The sequence below is a fragment of the Sinorhizobium sp. RAC02 genome (genome assembly GCF_001713395.1).
GTDB lineage: Bacteria > Pseudomonadota > Alphaproteobacteria > Rhizobiales > Rhizobiaceae > Shinella.
Genome location: NZ_CP016452.1, coordinates 749,465 through 766,170, shown reverse-complemented (window position 1 = coordinate 766,170; position 16,706 = coordinate 749,465). Strand labels below are relative to the sequence as shown.

17 protein-coding genes are annotated in these 16,706 nt (G+C 62.6%); 5 read left to right on the top strand and 12 right to left on the bottom strand.

What is annotated here, in order from left to right; all coding sequences use genetic code 11:
- Window positions 1–2: 2 nt before the first annotated feature.
- A complete protein-coding gene (locus BSY16_RS24720; protein ID WP_069062457.1) occupies window positions 3–1,454 on the bottom strand; it encodes an aldehyde dehydrogenase family protein in 1,452 nt (483 codons plus the stop codon).
- Window positions 1,455–1,553: 99 nt separating this feature from the next.
- Here BSY16_RS24720 and BSY16_RS24715 point away from each other — a divergent pair, with 99 nt between their 5' ends.
- Window positions 1,554–2,447, top strand: coding sequence for a LysR family transcriptional regulator (locus BSY16_RS24715; protein ID WP_069062456.1), 894 nt, complete (start codon window positions 1,554–1,556; stop codon window positions 2,445–2,447).
- A 355-nt stretch (window positions 2,448–2,802) separates the two neighbouring features.
- Window positions 2,803–2,925: a hypothetical protein gene (locus BSY16_RS32955; protein ID WP_286157337.1), complete on the top strand. Its 123-nt coding sequence runs from the start codon at window positions 2,803–2,805 to the stop codon at window positions 2,923–2,925.
- 190 nt (window positions 2,926–3,115) lie between these two features.
- Here BSY16_RS32955 and BSY16_RS24710 read toward each other — a convergent pair whose 3' ends face one another.
- The 3 genes from BSY16_RS24710 to BSY16_RS24700 form a co-directional block, all read right to left on the bottom strand.
- Complete coding sequence (locus BSY16_RS24710; protein WP_083243109.1) at window positions 3,116–4,255, bottom strand: sensor histidine kinase; 1,140 nt, start codon at window positions 4,253–4,255, stop codon at window positions 3,116–3,118.
- A gap of 268 nt (window positions 4,256–4,523) precedes the next feature.
- Entirely contained in the window at window positions 4,524–5,618 is a 1,095-nt protein-coding gene (locus BSY16_RS24705; RefSeq protein ID WP_069062455.1) for an alpha/beta fold hydrolase, read from the bottom strand.
- 410 nt (window positions 5,619–6,028) lie between these two features.
- Window positions 6,029–6,640, bottom strand: coding sequence for a glutathione S-transferase family protein (locus tag BSY16_RS24700; RefSeq protein ID WP_069062454.1), 612 nt, complete (start codon window positions 6,638–6,640; stop codon window positions 6,029–6,031).
- A gap of 93 nt (window positions 6,641–6,733) precedes the next feature.
- On the opposite strand from BSY16_RS24700, the gene BSY16_RS24695 reads away from it, so the two are divergent.
- The 3 genes from BSY16_RS24695 (at window position 6,734) to BSY16_RS24685 (ending at window position 8,739) form a co-directional block, all read left to right on the top strand.
- Entirely contained in the window at window positions 6,734–7,453 is a 720-nt protein-coding gene (locus tag BSY16_RS24695) for a helix-turn-helix transcriptional regulator (RefSeq protein ID WP_069062453.1), read from the top strand.
- A 156-nt stretch (window positions 7,454–7,609) separates the two neighbouring features.
- Window positions 7,610–7,885, top strand: a complete 276-nt coding sequence (locus BSY16_RS24690) for a hypothetical protein (RefSeq protein WP_150130140.1) — start codon at window positions 7,610–7,612, stop codon at window positions 7,883–7,885.
- A 47-nt stretch (window positions 7,886–7,932) separates the two neighbouring features.
- Window positions 7,933–8,739, top strand: a complete 807-nt coding sequence (locus BSY16_RS24685) for a Crp/Fnr family transcriptional regulator (RefSeq protein WP_069062451.1) — start codon at window positions 7,933–7,935, stop codon at window positions 8,737–8,739.
- A gap of 9 nt (window positions 8,740–8,748) precedes the next feature.
- Here BSY16_RS24685 and BSY16_RS24680 read toward each other — a convergent pair whose 3' ends face one another.
- From BSY16_RS24680 to BSY16_RS24645, 8 genes are all read right to left on the bottom strand, one after another.
- Window positions 8,749–9,705 (bottom strand): HEAT repeat domain-containing protein, encoded by a 957-nt coding sequence (locus BSY16_RS24680; RefSeq protein WP_069062450.1) that lies wholly within the window; start codon window positions 9,703–9,705, stop codon window positions 8,749–8,751.
- 1 nt (window position 9,706) lies between these two features.
- Entirely contained in the window at window positions 9,707–9,940 is a 234-nt protein-coding gene (locus BSY16_RS24675; protein WP_069062449.1) for a 4Fe-4S dicluster domain-containing protein, read from the bottom strand.
- 11 nt (window positions 9,941–9,951) lie between these two features.
- Window positions 9,952–11,688 carry a fumarate reductase/succinate dehydrogenase flavoprotein subunit gene (locus BSY16_RS24670; protein ID WP_069062448.1) on the bottom strand — a complete coding sequence of 579 codons (1,737 nt, stop codon included), beginning with the start codon at window positions 11,686–11,688 and terminating at the stop codon, window positions 9,952–9,954.
- An 8-nt stretch (window positions 11,689–11,696) separates the two neighbouring features.
- A complete protein-coding gene (locus tag BSY16_RS24665; protein WP_069062447.1) occupies window positions 11,697–11,984 on the bottom strand; it encodes a gamma-butyrobetaine hydroxylase-like domain-containing protein in 288 nt (95 codons plus the stop codon).
- A 167-nt stretch (window positions 11,985–12,151) separates the two neighbouring features.
- On the bottom strand, window positions 12,152–12,895 hold the full coding sequence (locus tag BSY16_RS24660) for an ABC transporter ATP-binding protein (protein ID WP_069062446.1): 744 nt from the start codon (window positions 12,893–12,895) through the stop codon (window positions 12,152–12,154).
- Window positions 12,892–13,728 (bottom strand): ABC transporter permease subunit, encoded by an 837-nt coding sequence (locus BSY16_RS24655; RefSeq protein WP_069062445.1) that lies wholly within the window; start codon window positions 13,726–13,728, stop codon window positions 12,892–12,894. Before BSY16_RS24655 ends, BSY16_RS24660 begins: the two co-directional genes overlap by 4 nt.
- Window positions 13,728–14,681: a sulfonate ABC transporter substrate-binding protein gene (locus BSY16_RS24650; RefSeq protein WP_069062444.1), complete on the bottom strand. Its 954-nt coding sequence runs from the start codon at window positions 14,679–14,681 to the stop codon at window positions 13,728–13,730. Before BSY16_RS24650 ends, BSY16_RS24655 begins: the two co-directional genes overlap by 1 nt.
- 934 nt (window positions 14,682–15,615) lie before the next feature.
- Window positions 15,616–16,584, bottom strand: a complete 969-nt coding sequence (locus BSY16_RS24645; protein ID WP_069062443.1) for a GlxA family transcriptional regulator — start codon at window positions 16,582–16,584, stop codon at window positions 15,616–15,618.
- Window positions 16,585–16,706: the final 122 nt, after the last annotated feature.

Below are 16,706 nucleotides of genomic sequence, written 5' to 3'. Positions count from 1 at the left end.
CCTTACTCCGGCTCCCCCGCCCGGATGTAGGCGGTCTTGACCTGGGTGTAGAACTCGGCCGCCGAACGGCCCTGCTCGCGTGAACCGAAACTCGAATCCTTCCGCCCGCCGAAGGGCACATGATAGTCCGTCCCCGCCGTCGGCAAGTTGATGGTGACGCAGCCGGTCTCGACATGGCGTCGGAAATGCGTGGTGCGGGCAAGCGAGCGGCTGAAGATGCCGGCGACGAGGCCGAAGCGCGTGTCGTTAACGACGGAAAGCCCCTCCTCGTAGGAAGAGACCTTCTGCACCGCGGCGATGGGCGCGAACATTTCCTCGCGATTGAAGTCCATGGCGTTGGTCGTGCCGGTCAGCAGTGCCGGCGCCATGTAGAAGCCGTCATGGGCAAGCTGGAGGCGTTCACCCCCTACCGCAACCTCCGCGCCGGCGGAACGGGCGCGGTCCACCCAGGCGAGGTTCGCCGCAAGCTGGCGTTCGCTCACCACCGGCCCGATCTGCGTGCCGTCCGCGAGCGCATGCCCCACTTTCAACGCGGCAACGGCGGCAGCAAGCTTCTCGACGAAAACGTCGTGGACCTTCTCATGCACCACAAGGCGTGAGGAGGCCGTGCATTTCTGCCCCGTGCCGGAATAGCCGCCGCCAATGGAGGCCGCGACCGCGAGGTGGAGATCGGCGTCATCCATGATGAGCAGCGCGTTCTTCGAGCCGAGTTCCAGCTGGAACTTTGTGAGGTTTGCGGCGGCAGCGACTGCGACCTCGCAGCCAACCTCGTAGGACCCCGTGAAGGTAATCGCATCGACCCCGCAATGGCTCGCAAGTCCATTGCCGACGACTGCGCCCGGCCCCATCAAAAGCTGGAATGCGCCATCCGGCAGGCCAGCCCGATGGATGATGTCGGCAAGTGCCCAGGCGGAGGCCGGCGTCTCGTTGGCCGGCTTCCAGATGACCGTGTTGCCATAGGCGAGTGCCGGCGCGATCTTCCAGCTGGCGGTCGCTGTCGGGAAGTTCCAGGGCGAGACGACGGCGACAAGCCCCATGGGCTCACGGCGCATGTCGATCTCGATGCTCAGACGCACGGAATCCGCGTTCTCGCCGAGCTGCCGCAGCACCTCGGCCGCATAATAGGTGAAGAACTGACCGGCTCGGAACACCTCGCCGCGACCTTCCGCGAGCGGTTTGCCCTCTTCGCGCGAGAGCAGTTCGCCAAGCTCGGCGGAACGATCCATCAGTTCCATGCCGATGCGGTTGAGGATTGCCTGGCGCTGCTCAAGACCCACGGCCCGCCAGGCCGGCATCGCGGCACGACCGGCAGCAACCGCCTCGTCGACGTCGGCGGCATCGGCCTGCGCATAGAGACCGATCAGATCGGTGAGGTCAGACGGATTGCGGTTCTCGTGGAAGCGTTCGCTCTGCCTCCATTTGCCGCCGATCAGGTTGGCGTAACGTTCTGCCATGTGCGGTCTCCATTCTGTTGAGACGAAAATCCGCCGGCACAGCACTTCAATCAAGCGGATATTTCTGTTATCAATTTCAGAAGAATTGAAGTTGGTACCATGATCAAGCTGGAAGCATTGCGGGTCTTCGTCACGGTGGCGGAGAGCGGAAACATCAAGGACGCCGCCGATGCCGTTGGCCGCACGGCCTCAGCCGTGTCGATGACGCTGAAACAACTGGAAGACGAGATCGGTGGGCCACTGTTCCAGACCGACCGCAAGAACAGCCTGACGGCGCTCGGCAACCTGATGCTCGATCTCGGCCGCGAGCAGATCCGCAGCTTCGACAAGTCTGTCAGCATCATGCGCGCCTTCGCGCACAGCCGCATCGGCAGCCTGTCGATCGCCTCGGTGCCGTCGGTGGCGACGAATGTGCTGCCGCCGATCCTGCAACGCTTTCTCGAAACCCGGCCGCAAGTGCAGGTGGAGCTGTTCGACATCGACAGCGCGCAGGTGCGGCGGCTGGTGGAAAGCGGCGTTGCCGATATCGGGATTGCCGGCGAAAGCCGTGCCGGCGGTGGAGTGGAGTTCACGCCGCTGTTCAGCGATCGGTTCATGCTGCTCTGTAAGGAAGACCACGATCTCTGCCGTCTTGACCGGCCCATCGAATGGGACGATCTCAACGCAACGACTTTGATCCGCAATGGCGCGTCCGACAGGATCGAGGCGGAGGACTACAAGCGGCTGGCGGGCCAATCGCTGATCAATGTCTACAACGTCACGTCGCTGGTGGCGCTAGTGAAGGCAGGGCTCGGCCTCACCATCCTGCCGTCGCTGACCATGCATGGCGCGCATGAAGGCGTAGCGGCGCTGGAACTCGCCGATGCGGCGGCAAGCCGCCGGGTCGGGCTGGTCGAGCGGCGCGACGTTCCACCCTCCCCCATCGCCGCCGCATTCCGCGCCTTTGCACTAAAGGAAATTCCAGCGCTGGTCGCCGAGCGCCTTTCGAATTAGTCAACGGCGGGCGCCGGCGGTGATTTCACCATCAGCAGTCTTGAAGGTGCGGGAAAAATGCCCGGCGCTTGTAAAGCCGGTGGCATACACGATTTCCGCGATGGACAGTGGGCCACGCACGGATATGACTTGTTTTTAAAGCCCTTGAAGAGGTTGGAACCGCCGGCACTCTATCACCTGACATAAGCACTTAGAAAATCGATGTATTTGGCGTAAGCCGCTTTATACAGTGGATGATAGGCGCCTCGGCCGTAGCGCAAAAACGTGGGCCATGCGATCTGGTCGAGTCGGCGAGAGGTTTCCTCCCTGTCCAGAAATTCACTCCGCCAGACCGAGTGGGGTGCCGGTGAGCGTGATGGCCAAGTTCGATGATGGTCTTGGTGAAGCCGATTTTGCCCGGCCGCGCGCGGCTGTAGATAAACTCTATCCTATCCTGCAGGATAAGGATTGGACCGTCGCTTACCGCTACGCGCGCTGATGTCATCGAGATTGCGCCAGAGCCCCGCTTGGATGCCGATCATCCCATTTGCAGGGGCCTTATTCCATGCCTATTCACATCAAACACCTCCACGCCCCTACAGGCTTAGCAAAGGTGTCCACGAAGTCGAGGGATCGTCAAAGATCCCAACGGCTCCTCCTTCTCGATCAGGCCAATCTGGCGGCGACCATCAAGATGCGAGCTCGCTGGATGTGTCTGGGCGTTTGGCCGTACGTAAAGGCATGGTAAGCGTTGCGCGAAAATGCGTCGGGGAGATCGGGCCGGCGATCAGTGATCCCATCTGTGGAAAGCGGGCGCGAATGCGCTGCTCGACATTGGCAAGACCAATCCCCAGGTCCGAGCGAGGGGCCGTATGAAACGGCATCGGCGCCTGTGTCACATTGTCGATGAAGAGAACCAGGGTTTCCCCTTTTTGCGCGGCTGCGATCGTTATTTTCAAGAATCCGGATGAAAAGTGGAGCCCATGCTTGATCGCATTCTCGATCAAGGGTTGCAAGATGAGGCTAGGAACAAGCGCATCTCCAAGCTCTCTGGGTATCTGGAGCGAGACGCTCATCCGATCCGAAAAGCGCTCCTGCTCAATCCTGAGATACTCTGTTTCCAGCGCAACCTCCTCGGCCAATGTCAGATCGCGGAGCGGGTCGAGCTCGAGCACTTTGCGCAGGAACGACGAGAGCGAGACGACCATGAGGCTGGCATGCGTCGAGGCACCTTCTTCGATCAGGCCGACGATGGAATTGAGGGTGTTGAACAGGAAATGCGGGTTGATCTGATAGTGCAAGGCTTGAAGCTTGGCGTTCAAAGCCTCTTCACGCGATATGGCGGACCGCCGCTGATGGGCACGGGCTTCCTGATTATACATATGGGCAATGAAGAAGCAGCACCAACCAAGGAACAGCGATATCTCATAAAAAAGCGTATAGCAGAAGTTTTCCTGATCATACTCAACCGCAACCGATGGATCGACAGCATGGAAGAGCCCAAACTCCGCTGACGCCGCCACCAATGCTGCCAGGATGGATATAGGGAATGATAGAAATATCTTAGAGATGATGCTTGGCGTTCCAACGGACGCGAGAACCCAGGTCAAGGTAAACGTCAACAGGAGCGATATCAGCAACACCGCCATCTTGATCGGCACGTAATTCAACGGATTGACGCCGAGAAGTATCCAGAGCGCCATGGACATCAAAAACTCTGTCGCCCAGAACCCCAGCATCAGCTTGACCACCATCGGAGAAGGCTCGGCCCCGCTTCGGTCCAAATCCATCATTTCGAATGGTTCATAAGCGAGCTTCTTAAGCAACATTACCCGGTTCCTCGGTCAACGGATCGCCAGTATCATAGAGAAAAGATCTTGGCAGGCCATCGCGAGCGAAGTCTCTCGTCGTTTTCCTCAGCCGGGTGAACGGTGGACAAAGCCGTTTAGCCAGCCCTCCTTGAGCCAATTGAGGAGCCGTCGCGCACGTGCGACGGTAGAACGGCATACTCTGGCCACAAGGCGATCGGCCAAGCAAGGCTGCTTACGCATGAAGGGAAAATCAGATCATCAAGCCTGAGCTTGGCCTGGCGCCCGCTCAAAGACACAATCTATTTCTCGGCACAACGGCAAGGCCAGACGACGCGCAGACTGGATCGGATCCATTGCGTTCATCGCGCACTTTTCCGACGACTTCGGTGATTGCTGCGATCACCGCGTTGGGCCGTTCCAACTGCACGACATGGCTTGAATCGCGCAAGATCTGGTGGGTGCTGTCGCGCGACCACGCCGTTAACTCGTCTTGCATTTTCGCCCATGCGGCCTCATGGCGCTCAAATTGCTCCCGGCCCATGCCGGCGACGGCTTGCTGGTCGGCAGTGTAGTCCTGCCACTGCTTGCCGTGCGAAAGGACGGCAAGCGGCCGGCTCCCTAAATCGCGAAAGGTGCCGGCCTGCTGGAAGATCGCCGGCATCGCGACGGCCTCGTCAAGCGCGGCGCGCAGCGACGAAGCTTGATAGGCGTCGACCTCGGCCGCTACGCGGTTAGGTAGCTCGGGCAGTTCGGGAACCGGCAAGAGCAAGCGGGGCAAACCCGTCCATGCAAGACTCGCGATAACCCGAAAGAGGAAGGGCGCCGGATCGTCTTTGACGCCGGATGCTTCTTCAAGCCGGGTGATCTGGTCGGGATGCGCGCTATCGACAAGCACGACGCCGGCAACGTCGGCGGGGTGGTGTTTGGTGTAGAGCATGACGAGAGGACCGCCGAGCGATGCGCCAACCATAACGTATGGACCATGCTCGTTCATCGCGGTGAGAGCCTTTTGCAGATCGGCGACGATGGCCTCGCCGTCGCGAGGTCGTGGGCCGGAATCGCTCCACATGAGACCGGCGCGATCATAGGAGCAGACACGGGTGGTCTGCGAAACGGCTTGCATCACGGAATACCAGAGCGTTGATCCGCTCGTGTCCGCACCAGCCTCCAAGATGACGGTTGGCGAGCCGTCGCCCCTGCAATCGATATGGATGCGACGACCGCCAATCTTGGCCAGCTTGCCGGGCGGCGGGAACGCCGTGGCGGCACCCCGGCGTGCGATTGCTTCATACGCTGCGCCCGAGGCCAGCGACACAGCCGCAGCCAACAGCGCGCCGACGCCAATACGACGGGCAACGCGCCCGCGTCCAAACCGCCGCATCGATGTTCTCTTTCCGATCCGCCAAGTAATCACGGGCGCGATCTGTGTTCGTCGTTTCGCGACTACCAATCGCAGTCGGTAACGGCCGTATGATGGCAAAACCGGCATTGCCCACAGCTAAACCCGCTGGCCCTTCGATATTCGGTGCCTTCGGGCCGGCTGGCGGCGCAACAGCGCCGGTCGGCGACAATGCCGCGTGGCGACAGGCCGCCAATCTGGCCGCGCCCGAGGCGGCGAAGGTGACGGCGAGAAGCTGGCGGCAGAGCCGAGGCCGATCACCGCCGAAATCGTGGCGAACTGCCAGATATTGCTGGTGAAAGCCGCCGCCACAGAGCCGACGCCCAACAGAGCCGCGCCGATCGACACAGGCACCACGATGCCCGCGCGGTCGGAGCGGCCAGTGCCAGCGATCAGGCCGCAACCACGGTGCGGGTTTCATAGTCGGTGGTCCATTGCAGCGAAGGCCGCTCGCCGCACCGTTGCACCCAGGCCTTGACCACGTGGCTATCCGGCGCCGCTGCAGGGTACCAGGCAAAGGGCGAATGCAGCAGCAGATCTACAGCTGTGTACCGCTCTCCCATCAGATAGGGGCTATCCGTAAGCGCGGCCTCAAGGCGTGCCGCCAGTTCCGCCGGGCCACGGAAGGTAGCATCCACAAAAGGATGCGAGAGCCCGGCTGCCTGTGCGATCAGCACCGGTTCGACCACACCAGCATACCAGGCGAGCCAGCTGAGATACCGACCGCGCTGCGGGTCGCCCGCAACCGGCGCCATTTTCTTTTCCGGGAAGAGATCCGTCAGGTACTGAATGATCGCGATGCTCTCCCAGATCACGACGCCGTCATGGACGACCAGCGGCACCTTGCCTTCCGGATGCGGGTTCCTCGGATCCTTGTGGCCGCTGCCATCGCCACGGGTGATGTCGACGATCTCGATCGCGACCTTGTCGATGGCGTCGAGTTCGCGAAGCAGGGTGACGATACGCGACGAGCGCGAGCGGGGGGCGTGAAAGAGCGTCAGCATAGTCTGGATCCTCGATTGCGTTTGGCAATGGGGATCTTGTACAGTCGGCCAACTGCCATTTTCCGTCAGTAGGCTTCGTTTATTCTCTTCGTCATGGCCCGCAGTGATCGTCTGTTCCGCCTGCTTCAGGCGCTTCGCACTCTCCCCTCCCCGGTGACGGCCGCGCGCCTTGCCGAGGAGACCGGCGTATCGTTGCGTTCGCTCTATAGGGACATCGACAGCCTGCGCGCCGCAGGCGCCGTCATCGATGGCGAGCGCGGCTTCGGCTACCGGCTGACGGAAGACATCGCCTTGCCGCCGCAGACATTCACACGGCTTGAAATCGAAGCTCTGGTGCTCGGCCTTGCCGAGGTGCAGCATATGGGTGAACCCGCCCTCGCGGCGGCCGCAGGTGCCGTGCTTTCGAAGGTCACGGCAACGCTGCCCGACCGACTACAACGCCAGGCGCTGCATACCGCCTCCCAGGTCTATCGCTTCGGACGCCGCGATCCGCCAATTACCGATGTCGGCCTTTTGCGCGAGGCCTGCTGGCAAGAGCGCGCCGTGGTGATAGGCTATGTGGACGCAGAACAGCAACGAACCGACCGGCAAGTGCTGCCGCTGGCGATCGTCTATCTGGAGCGGGTGTTGGTTCTGCTTGCCTGGTGTTGTCTGCGCCAGGATTTCCGAAAGTTCCGCGTCGATCGGATCGCCGATATCCAGATGGCTGAGGAGAGCTTCCGTCCGCGCCGGGTTCAGATGCTCAGGGACTTCGTCGCTATTCTGAACGTCGGCGCGTCCGAAACGTCGAAGATGATCTTGAGCAGCCAGTAGCCAAAATGACGATGCGGCCGGTCTTGCCACGGACCGCGTTCGGACTGCTTTTCACAGATCCATTGTGGGCCAGCATGTTCAACGCGCATCCGGATTCAAGTTAAGGTGAGATCGCCGATTGAGTTGCTGCTTGAGAGCGCTGCCGCGCAGAAGCGCATGCAGCGATTCTATGGGGCGATCAATCGGTATCTGGCCGCCGTGCGGTTGATCGTTTTTATGTTGCCGGAAGATATGAGATCGGGGGCTCTGTTGCCAAGAGGGCCGCAGCCGGCCGATCTTTCTCGAACTGACGAGGTACTGGCGGTGGGTGTAAACCATGAACAGGCCGCCGCGCGAACTCATCTCGCTCCGGTGAAAATGCTCCAGATGCCCGGGCCGCGACATTCTTTCAGGCTTAGCCTCGAAGTCGGAATTATTTTCCTTCTTAATTGATAGAATACATATATTTTAGAACGCGATCACAATGGGAAGGAGATCGCATGAGCCTCGACGTCCGCGCGGCCGCCCGCGAAACATCCCGCCAGAATCACGAGCCGGCCCCCGACCTTCCCCGACAGGTCGTCCTTCCCGGCGACCGTGCGCTTTTTCTCAGCGAGAGCGTCGAAGGACTGGATGAAGGGGCGCACTTCCTCGACGCTCTCACGCCCGAGGAGCGGGAAAGGCTGAGGGCGCACGGCCGCAAGCTCTCCTTCCTGCCTGGCAAGGCGATCTTCACCCAGGGCGACACGCATGGCGGAATCTTCATCATAGATGCCGGCCAAGTGCGGGTGTTCTACACCGCGCCGTCCGGCCGAGAGATCACGCTGGCCTACTGGACGACGGGGCACTTCATCGGCGGTCCGGAAATGACCGGCGGTGGGGCGCATATCTGGTCGGCGGAGGCGTTGAGCGGCTGCCGCATTCTGTTCCTTCCCGCCCCGGCGCTGAAGACCCTGCTCGTCGAGATGCCGACCTTCGCCCTCTGTCTTCTGCAAGGGCTGGCCGCCAAGGGGCGATGTTATTCGGCGATGGCGCAAATGCTGGGCACCCGCTCCGTCATCGAACGCCTGGCGCAGTTCCTGATCAACCTCGGCGACTTGCATGGCGTGCTCGACGGCCGGGCGATCATCATCAACGCCAAGGTCACCCATGACCAGATCGCGGCCATGGTCGGCTCGACGCGCCAATGGGTGACCATGATGATGAAGCGATTCCATAAGGACGGCCTTTTGACCGTGACCCCGCGCCACATCCGCATCGAGCGCCCGCAGGCGCTGCTGGACATGGTGTCGAAGACCGGCAGCTGATGCCGCCTTCTAGCCGATCCGCGTCAAAGCCCAGCGCACGGTCTTGCGCACGTCGGGATCGGCATCGGATATGTGGCCCATCAGCGCGTCCCGCGTGGCGGGATCTGCGATTTCGCCAAGAGCGGCTGCCGCCTCCTTGCGAAGCGACGGCATGTCGCTCGCCAGCAGGGCCGCAATCTGCCGCGCCGCCGGCTGCGCCTTGAGCTTTCCGAGCGCGTTCAGGCATTTCTGCCGAACCTGCCAAAAGTCGTCGGCGAGCCCGGCGACCAGGCCGTCAACGGCCGAAACATGGCCGATCCGACCAAGCGATTCCGCCGCCGCCGCCCTCACCTGCCAGCTCGCATCCTGCAAGGCCGCGACGACCGCGGAAGCCGCTGCAAGCTGGCTCGTGAACGACAAGGCATTGACCGCGACGGCGCGGACGGCGGCGCCCGCATCACGGGTCGCAGCGATGAGCGACGGCAGCGTTTCCTCCAGCTTGAGATAGGCGACCACGCCGAGCGCTTCCGCCCGCACGTCGGCGTTCTCGTCGCGCATGGCGGCGAGCGCAGCGCCGAGTGCCACAGGCGCGCGCAAGGCGCGCAACCCGCGAAAACCGGCCGCCCGGACGAAAGCGCTGTCATGGGCAACCAACGGCAGAATGGCGGCCGCGGCCGCGGCGTCCTTCAGTTCCGCGAGGCTGTCGGCCGCAGCCTGGGCCACCGTCGCGTCCGCATCCGCCACCAGCGTGCAAAGCCCGGCCGCCGCCTCGACCGTGTCGAAATCGGCGAGCACGATGGCCACTTGCAGGCGCACGCTCGCATCCCCGTCGGAGACAGCGGCGAGAAGATGCGGCAGCACCTCCGGGCTTGCGGTTTCGGCAAGGTCGATGACGGCAAGGCGCCTGACGGCCGCGTCGGCATCGCCAAGGCGCGGCGCGATCTCCTCGGTGTCGCCGAAATCCTCGAATGGATCGAAGGCACTCATGTCAGCGCAACAGATAGGGGATGTTGACGCTCACCGCGCCGGTCGGGCAGTCGGTCTCGCAGGGCATGCAGTACCAGCACTCGTCGAACTTCATATAGGCCTTGCCGGTAAGATCGCTGATGCGCAGCACGTCGAGCGGACAGACGTCGACGCAGACGGTGCATCCCTTGTCGGCGATGCATTTCGCATCGTCCACGACGACGGGAACGGCGGTGGGGGAAAAGGCAAGTGGCATGGTTTTCCTCGTCAGGCTTGAGTGGAGACGCGCAAGCGATCGTAGGCATGGCGCTCTTCGGTCTCGATCGGCACGATGTAGGGCTGGATGGCGCGCTTCTCGGAGGTCATCCGGCCGTCACGCTTGCGCAGAAGCGTGTGACAGAACCAGTTCTCGTCGTCCTTTTCGGGATGGTCGACGCGATTGTGGTAGAGACCCCAGCGGCTTTCCGTCCGGTAGAGGGAGGCATGGGCCGCCATGTCGGCACAGTCGATGATGGACGACACTTCGAGCGCACGCATCAGTTCGTGCGCATTGCGCGCGACCATCGCCGTTTCGAGATCGTCCCTCACCTCGGCAAGCCGCGCCTGGCCGAGCCGCATCCGCGCGGTCACCTTGGGCGGCTGGAGGTAGTCGTTGACGAGGCGGCGGGCCTTGTATTCGAGCTGGTTCGGCGGAATGCCGTCCTCGCGCCGCGTCGGGGCGAGAACCCGCTCGCGCTCCAGCCGCACGAAATCCGCGTCGAAGGCCGGCAGGTCCACCTCCTGCGCCACCTCGGCCGCGTGCTCGCCAGCGACGGCACCGTTGGTGAAGGCGCCGAGCATGTAGTTGTGCGGCACGCTGGCCATGTCGCCGGCAGCATAGAGGCCCGGCACGGTCGTCCGCGCATAATCGTCGACAAAGACGCCCGAGGCACTGTGGCCGGAGCAGAAGCCGATTTCGGAAATGTGCATCTCGATCATCGTCTGGCGGTAATCGGTACCGCGCGCCTCATGGAACCGTCCGCGCGACGGGCGCTCCACCTTGTGCAGAATGCCTTCGATCTCGCCGACCGTATCGGGATGCAGGTGATTGAGCTTCAGGAAGACCGGGCCCTTGCCCGATTGCAGTTCGTTGTAGAACTCCTGCATCATCTGGCCCGACCAGTAGTCGCTTTCAATGAAGCGCTTGCCTTCGCTGTTGGCGGTGTAGGCGCCGAACGGGCCGGCGACATAGGCGCAGGCCGGACCGTTATAGTCCTTGATCAGCGGGTTGATCTGGTAGCACTCCAGATTGGCGAGCGCCGCACCCGCGTGATAGGCCATCGCATAGCCGTCGCCCGAATTGGTGGGGTTCTCATAGGTGCCGAACAGGTAGCCGGAGTGCGGCAGCCCCAGCCTGCCCGCCGCCCCCATGCACAGGATTACGGTCTTGGCGCGCAGCACGAGGAATTCGGCGGTGCGCGTGTTGACGGCGACGGCACCCGCGATGCGCCCGTCCACGGCGGTGAGAAGGCGCGTCGCCATGAAGCGGTTCGAAATCAGGATGCGTTCGCGTTTCAGCTGGCGATAGAGCGCCTTCTTGACGGTATCGCCGTTCGGCATCGGCAGCACGTAGGTGCCGAGGTGATGGACCTTCTTGAGGTCGTAGTCGCCATTGGCATTCTTCTGGAAGCGGATGCCGAAACGATCCAGTTCCTGGATGACGTCATAACAGCGCGAGGCATATTTGAAGACCGCCGCCTGGTCGACAATGCCGTCGTTGGCGATAGTGATCTCCTTGGTATATTGCTCCGGCGTCGCATAGCCCGGCACGACGGCGTTGTTCAGGCCGTCCATGCCCATCGAGATCGCGCCCGACCGCTTCACATTCGCCTTTTCCAGCAGCACGACATTCAGGGCGGGGTTCTTCTGCTTCGCCTTGAGTGCGGCCATCGGCCCGGCGGTTCCGCCGCCGATCACCAGCACGTCGCAGGTGACCTCGGAAAGCCCGTCGACAAAGGTATCCATTTCTGACCTCAAAGTTGGGCTTCGGCGATGGTGCGCAGATAGCTCCAGGGATAGATGCCACGATCATGGCCATCGGAGAAAACCAGCCGGACTGCATAGGCGCCGATCGGCTCCGCGCCGGTCAGCATAACATCGTCGAACGTGCCCGCGGGACCGTAAAGATCGGCGCGCACCTGGATGGCGGCCCGGCTGTGCGCCCGCAGCACCGGCGCCGGCAAATGAGACACGACGCCATCGTCCCAGGTGACGGCGAGACTGCTGCGGGCTGCGTTGACCTTGAGACTGAGGGCTATCATGGCGTTTCCTGATGGTTCGCCCCATCCTAGGGATCACGCAAACCGGCACACGCAATAAATTGCCAAGACGCTCCGCATTGTGGGCCGATCGCATCGGCGCGAAGCCAGGGCGAAACGAAACCGGCGCCGGATCATTCAGCATTGTAATGTGCAAGGCGTCAGCGACGCTAAACGGCTTCGAGTATCCGCCGCTGGAGATCGACGGCCCGCGGATCGGCAAGCTCCTGCCGGGGGCGGTCGAGGTCGATGTCGATATCGAGCGCGATGGCGCCCTGCCGGAGCACGACCACCCGGTCGGCGAGCGCCACGGCCTCGGCAACGTCATGGGTGATCAGCACCGTGGTGAATCTGCGGCCGATCCAGATCCGCTCCAGCAGGCGGTGCATCTCGATGCGGGTCAACGCGTCGAGCGCGCCAAAGGGCTCGTCGAGCAGCAGGATCTGCGGCTCGCTGACCAGCGCGCGGGCCAGCGCCACGCGCTGCCGCTGGCCACCGGAAAGCACGCTCGGCCAATCGTTCTCGCGGCCTTCGAGCCCGACATCCGCCAGCGCCCGGCGGGCCGTTTCCTGCCAGTTCGGGCCGCGCGCGATGCCGACATTCTCGATGACCCGCTGCCAGGGCACCAGCCGTGCTTCCTGGAAAAGCAGTCGCACGGACGGATGCAGCCGCTCGACCTTGCGTCCCTCGATCGCCACGCGGCCGCTGCTGGCGGTATCGAGACCGGCGATCAGCCGCATCAACGTGGACTTGCCGCCCCCCGAGCGCCCGACCACTGCGAGGAACTGGCCGGCCGGAATCTCGATGTTGAAATTGCCGAGCACGTTGAGCTTGCCGAACGACTTTTCGACCCGCGAGAGCGAGATTGGTAAGCCGCCCGTGCCTTCCAGCGTGTGGAGTTCGGCGACGCTCATTGCCCGACCCCTTCCTTCACTTGATAAGCGGGGTGCCAGACGAGGACGCGCTTCTCGATCGCGCGGGTCGCCACGTCGGCAAGCTTGCCGAGGAGCGCATAGACGATGATGCCGAGCAGCACGATGTCGGTCTGCAGGAACTCGCGGGCGTTCATCGTCATGTAGCCGATGCCGTCAGTGGCCGAGATCGTCTCCGCGACGATGAGCGTCAGCCACATGAAACCGAGCGCATAGCGCAGGCCGATGAGAATGGACGGAAGCGCGCCCGGCAGGATGATGCGCTGGATCAGGGCCCGACGGTCGAGGCCGTAGACCGAGGCCATCTCGACGAGCTGGGGGTCGATCGTGCGCACGCCGTAGAAGGTGTTGATGTAAATCGGGAAGAAGACGCCGATCGAGACCAAGAACATCTTGGCCGTCTCGTCGATGCCGAACCAGAGGATGACGAGCGGGATCAGCGCCAGATGCGGGATGTTGCGCACCATCTGGATCGTGCTGTCGAGCAGCGTCTCGGCCGGTTTCCAGAGGCCGTTCACGACGCCCGCGACAAAGCCGAGCCCGCCGCCGATGGCGAGGCCGATGAAGGCGCGCCGCGTGGACGAGAGCGTGTGAAAGATCAGCGATCCATCCAGCAGCGACCGCCAGAAGGCGGCGGCGATCGTCGTCGGCGCCGGCATCAGGCGGGCCGTGACAAGACCGGTGCGGGCCGCTATTTCCCAGACGATCAGGAGGATGATGGGAAGAGCCCAGGGCGCAAGCGCGCTCCCCAGGCCCTTCAGATTCGGTTTACGAGTTTCGCCGGTAGCAAAACCGGCCACCGACGTGTCAGCCATCAGGCACCGCCCTTGTGCACGACATCCGCAATCGAGATCTTGTTGGGGATGAGGCCAAGATCGAAGAACGTATCCGCGATCACCTGCTGCTGCTGGACCACGCTCTCATCGAGCGGCTTGATGCCGTAGGATTGGCGCTCCAGCGCAACGGCAAGCACGTCCTCCGGAATGCCGACGGACGGGGCGAGCTCCGCGGCAGCGGCGGCGGTGTTCGACTTAGCCCATGTGTCCACCTCTGCGATGGCTTCGATCAGGACGCTGATGACGTCCGGATTTGCGTCCACGAAGGGCTTTGCACCAAGGTAGAACTGGTGGTTCGGAACGATGCCTTCGCCGTTGCGCAGTTCACGGGCCTCGATCGCCACTTCCGCGGCGGCCTGGAAGGGATCCCAGATCACCCAGGCATCGACCGCACCCTGCTCGAAGGCGGCGCGCGCGTCGGCCGGCGGCAGGAAGGAGGTCTTGACGTCGCTGTATTGGAGGCCCGCCTCTTCCAGCGCCTTGACCAGTAGGAAGTGAACGTTCGAGCCCTTGTTCAGCGCGACCGTCTTGCCCTTGAGCTCGGCGACGGTCTTGATGGGGCTGTCCTTCGGAACGAGGATCGCCTCGCCGCGCGGCGCCGGCGGTTCGTGTGCGATGTAGACGAGCGGAGCGCCTGCGGCCTGCGCGAAGATCGGCGGCGTCTCGCCGGTCGCGCCGAAATCGACCGCGCCGATGTTCAGCGCTTCCAGCAGCTGCGGGCCACCGGGGAACTCCGCCCAGGTGACGGTGTAGCCGATCTTCTCAAGCTTGGGCTCCAGGAGACCCTTGCCCTTAAGCAGCACCAGCGTGCCGTACTTCTGGTAGCCGATGCGCACCACCTTATCGGCGGCCGCGGCCGGACCGAGCTTGAGGAAAGGCAGCGCGACAGAGGCGGCCAGGGTCATGGAAAACAGGCGTCGAGAAATCTTCATGGCGCTCCCCTGCGGCACATTCTCAGATTAGAATATATAATCTATAGATTTTACCACGACTCTAGAGCACCCATTCCAACCTTGCGCCGGTCCGTAGTTTTTTCTCCTAATTCCGGGCGGCCTAGCCTGACTACGGGGCTAAGTAGATGTTGTCTTGAACGGATCCGAACTGGCTACCCACGCTAAATCGTCCGCATCGATGAATGTGCCGCCTCTTTAAGGGCTTGCACCAACCGGCCAACCGAAGTCCGCTGCGGCCGATCTCGGGATTGTTCGAAATAGTAGTTTCCAGGACCCGGTGTTTTCGGAACAAACGGACAAGCAACGAGCCCGAGAGAGGCGTTTGCCCGGGACGTCTCCAGCCGGATCGTCTTCCTGGAACAGGGCCGCATCCATGCCGAAGGTCCGCCGCAGCAACTATTCGGCGGTGGCGCCAGCCAGCGCTTCGACCAATTCATCTCCCGCTTCACGCAGGGCTGAAGAAGTCCAACGGCGATCTCGTAAACGCGCGGCAGGCTCTTGAGCGAAATCGAATAGTCGCCCCGTTCACCGAGCGCTGGGCAAGTTTATGATTTGATCGACGAGCGCCCGGCGGCTTGCCGATATCGAAGGGGTTGGCATCTTAGTTCGCCGCGAGTGGTTCCAGCGTCGCGAACTGGATGTCGTGCAGACTTGTTGCATGGAGTGGTTGGAACGCGTGCCTATGCGAGCAACGATCAGGGCCGTTATGGCGCCAAAATGGACGAAGGCGACGGGACGGCGATGTCACGTCGTAAGCAACTTAATGGTTAGGGGGTAATTCGGCTGAGATGAACTCATCGACAACCAGCGACAAGAACTGCGCTGAGCCCTGAAAAGCGGCCGTTTTGAAAAGCAGTTACATACCGAAGGCCGTGTCGTCGTAGATCTTGATTGTATCTCAGCGCGTTTTTTTTCACGCCACCGCGGCGACAGAGAAGCGGCTGCGGTATTCGCCCGGCGACAGGCCGAGAATGCGGTGGAACACCCGGCGGAAGGCGGCGGCGTCCTCATAGCCCACCGCCCAGGCGATCTGGTCGACGGTGCGCCGGGTGAATTCCAAGAGCTCCCGCGCCTTCCCGATCCTGAGATGCTGGACATATTCGATCGGCTTCATGCCGGTCGCGGTCTTGAAGCGGCGCAAGAACGTGCGCTCTTCCAGCCGCGCCTGGCCGGCCATGTCGGCGATGCTGGTCGGCCTTCCGGCGCGTTCCTGCAGCCAGTGCTGCACCTTCAGGATCGCCTCGTCGCCATGCATCAGTCGCGGGGAGAAATTGCTGTAGTGCCGCTGCTCGCGGCCGGCCGGGTCGATCAGCAGGAATTTTCCCGTCTCGATCGTCACCGAGGGGCCGAGCAGGCGGTCAACGATGCGAAGGCCAAGGTCGGTCCAGGCCATCAGCCCGCCGGCGGTGATGATGTCGCCATCCTCGATGACGATCTTGTCTGGCTCCATGCGCACTTCGGGAAAGCGCTCGCGAAACCGCTCGGCGAACAACCAGTGCGTGGTGGCGGAGCGACCGGAAAGCAGGCCCGTCGCGGCGAGAATAAAGGTGCCGCCGCAGGTGGCCGCTAGCGTCGCGCCCTGCGCGTGGCGGTCGAGCAGCCAGCGGGCATAGGGTTTTGCTTCCTCAGCCTCGGCCGGTCCCGTCAGCCGGCCGGGCACGATAAGAATATCCGGCTGGCCGGTCGCGCCCGCATCGGTGTCGTAACAGCGGGAAAAGCGGCCGTCCTCCTCCGCTCGCCAGTGGCTGACGCGCAAGGCCGGCCCGCCGCGCTCCTGTGAAAAGATCGAGGCGATGGCGAAGAGATCGGTGATGCCGTGCACCATGGCAATCTGGCAATCGCGATAGAGCACCAGCCCGACTTCCAGTGTCTTTGTCGCCATGTCCACGCTCTCCGCTCTTTGTCAGTTTCGGCTCGGCTTCTGTCAGAAGCGCCAATTCAGCCGCGATGTCTGCCAGAGTATCTCTATTCACACGGGAGGCAATCAAGCCCCCGACCAGAGGA

Bases quoted from the DNA above. Each gene is read 5' to 3' on its own strand.
- BSY16_RS24680 (WP_069062450.1), bottom strand. From the start codon at position 9,705: ATGAGTGCCTTCGATCCATTCGAGGATTTCGGCGACACCGAGGAGATC.
- BSY16_RS24660 (WP_069062446.1), bottom strand. From the start codon at position 12,895: ATGAGCGTCGCCGAACTCCACACGCTGGAAGGCACGGGCGGCTTACCA.
- BSY16_RS24685 (WP_069062451.1), top strand. From the start codon at position 7,933: ATGAGCCTCGACGTCCGCGCGGCCGCCCGCGAAACATCCCGCCAGAAT.
- BSY16_RS24675 (WP_069062449.1), bottom strand. From the start codon at position 9,940: ATGCCACTTGCCTTTTCCCCCACCGCCGTTCCCGTCGTCGTGGACGAT.
- BSY16_RS24705 (WP_069062455.1), bottom strand. From the start codon at position 5,618: ATGCGGCGGTTTGGACGCGGGCGCGTTGCCCGTCGTATTGGCGTCGGC.
- BSY16_RS24690 (WP_150130140.1), top strand. From the start codon at position 7,610: ATGCAGCGATTCTATGGGGCGATCAATCGGTATCTGGCCGCCGTGCGG.
- BSY16_RS24655 (WP_069062445.1), bottom strand. From the start codon at position 13,728: ATGGCTGACACGTCGGTGGCCGGTTTTGCTACCGGCGAAACTCGTAAA.
- BSY16_RS24700 (WP_069062454.1), bottom strand. From the start codon at position 6,640: ATGCTGACGCTCTTTCACGCCCCCCGCTCGCGCTCGTCGCGTATCGTC.
- BSY16_RS32955 (WP_286157337.1), top strand. From the start codon at position 2,803: ATGGCCAAGTTCGATGATGGTCTTGGTGAAGCCGATTTTGCCCGGCCG.
- BSY16_RS24665 (WP_069062447.1), bottom strand. From the start codon at position 11,984: ATGATAGCCCTCAGTCTCAAGGTCAACGCAGCCCGCAGCAGTCTCGCC.
- BSY16_RS24670 (WP_069062448.1), bottom strand. From the start codon at position 11,688: ATGGATACCTTTGTCGACGGGCTTTCCGAGGTCACCTGCGACGTGCTG.
- BSY16_RS24650 (WP_069062444.1), bottom strand. From the start codon at position 14,681: ATGAAGATTTCTCGACGCCTGTTTTCCATGACCCTGGCCGCCTCTGTC.
- BSY16_RS24710 (WP_083243109.1), bottom strand. From the start codon at position 4,255: ATGTTGCTTAAGAAGCTCGCTTATGAACCATTCGAAATGATGGATTTG.
- BSY16_RS24720 (WP_069062457.1), bottom strand. From the start codon at position 1,454: ATGGCAGAACGTTACGCCAACCTGATCGGCGGCAAATGGAGGCAGAGC.
- BSY16_RS24715 (WP_069062456.1), top strand. From the start codon at position 1,554: ATGATCAAGCTGGAAGCATTGCGGGTCTTCGTCACGGTGGCGGAGAGC.
- BSY16_RS24645 (WP_069062443.1), bottom strand. From the start codon at position 16,584: ATGGCGACAAAGACACTGGAAGTCGGGCTGGTGCTCTATCGCGATTGC.
- BSY16_RS24695 (WP_069062453.1), top strand. From the start codon at position 6,734: ATGGCCCGCAGTGATCGTCTGTTCCGCCTGCTTCAGGCGCTTCGCACT.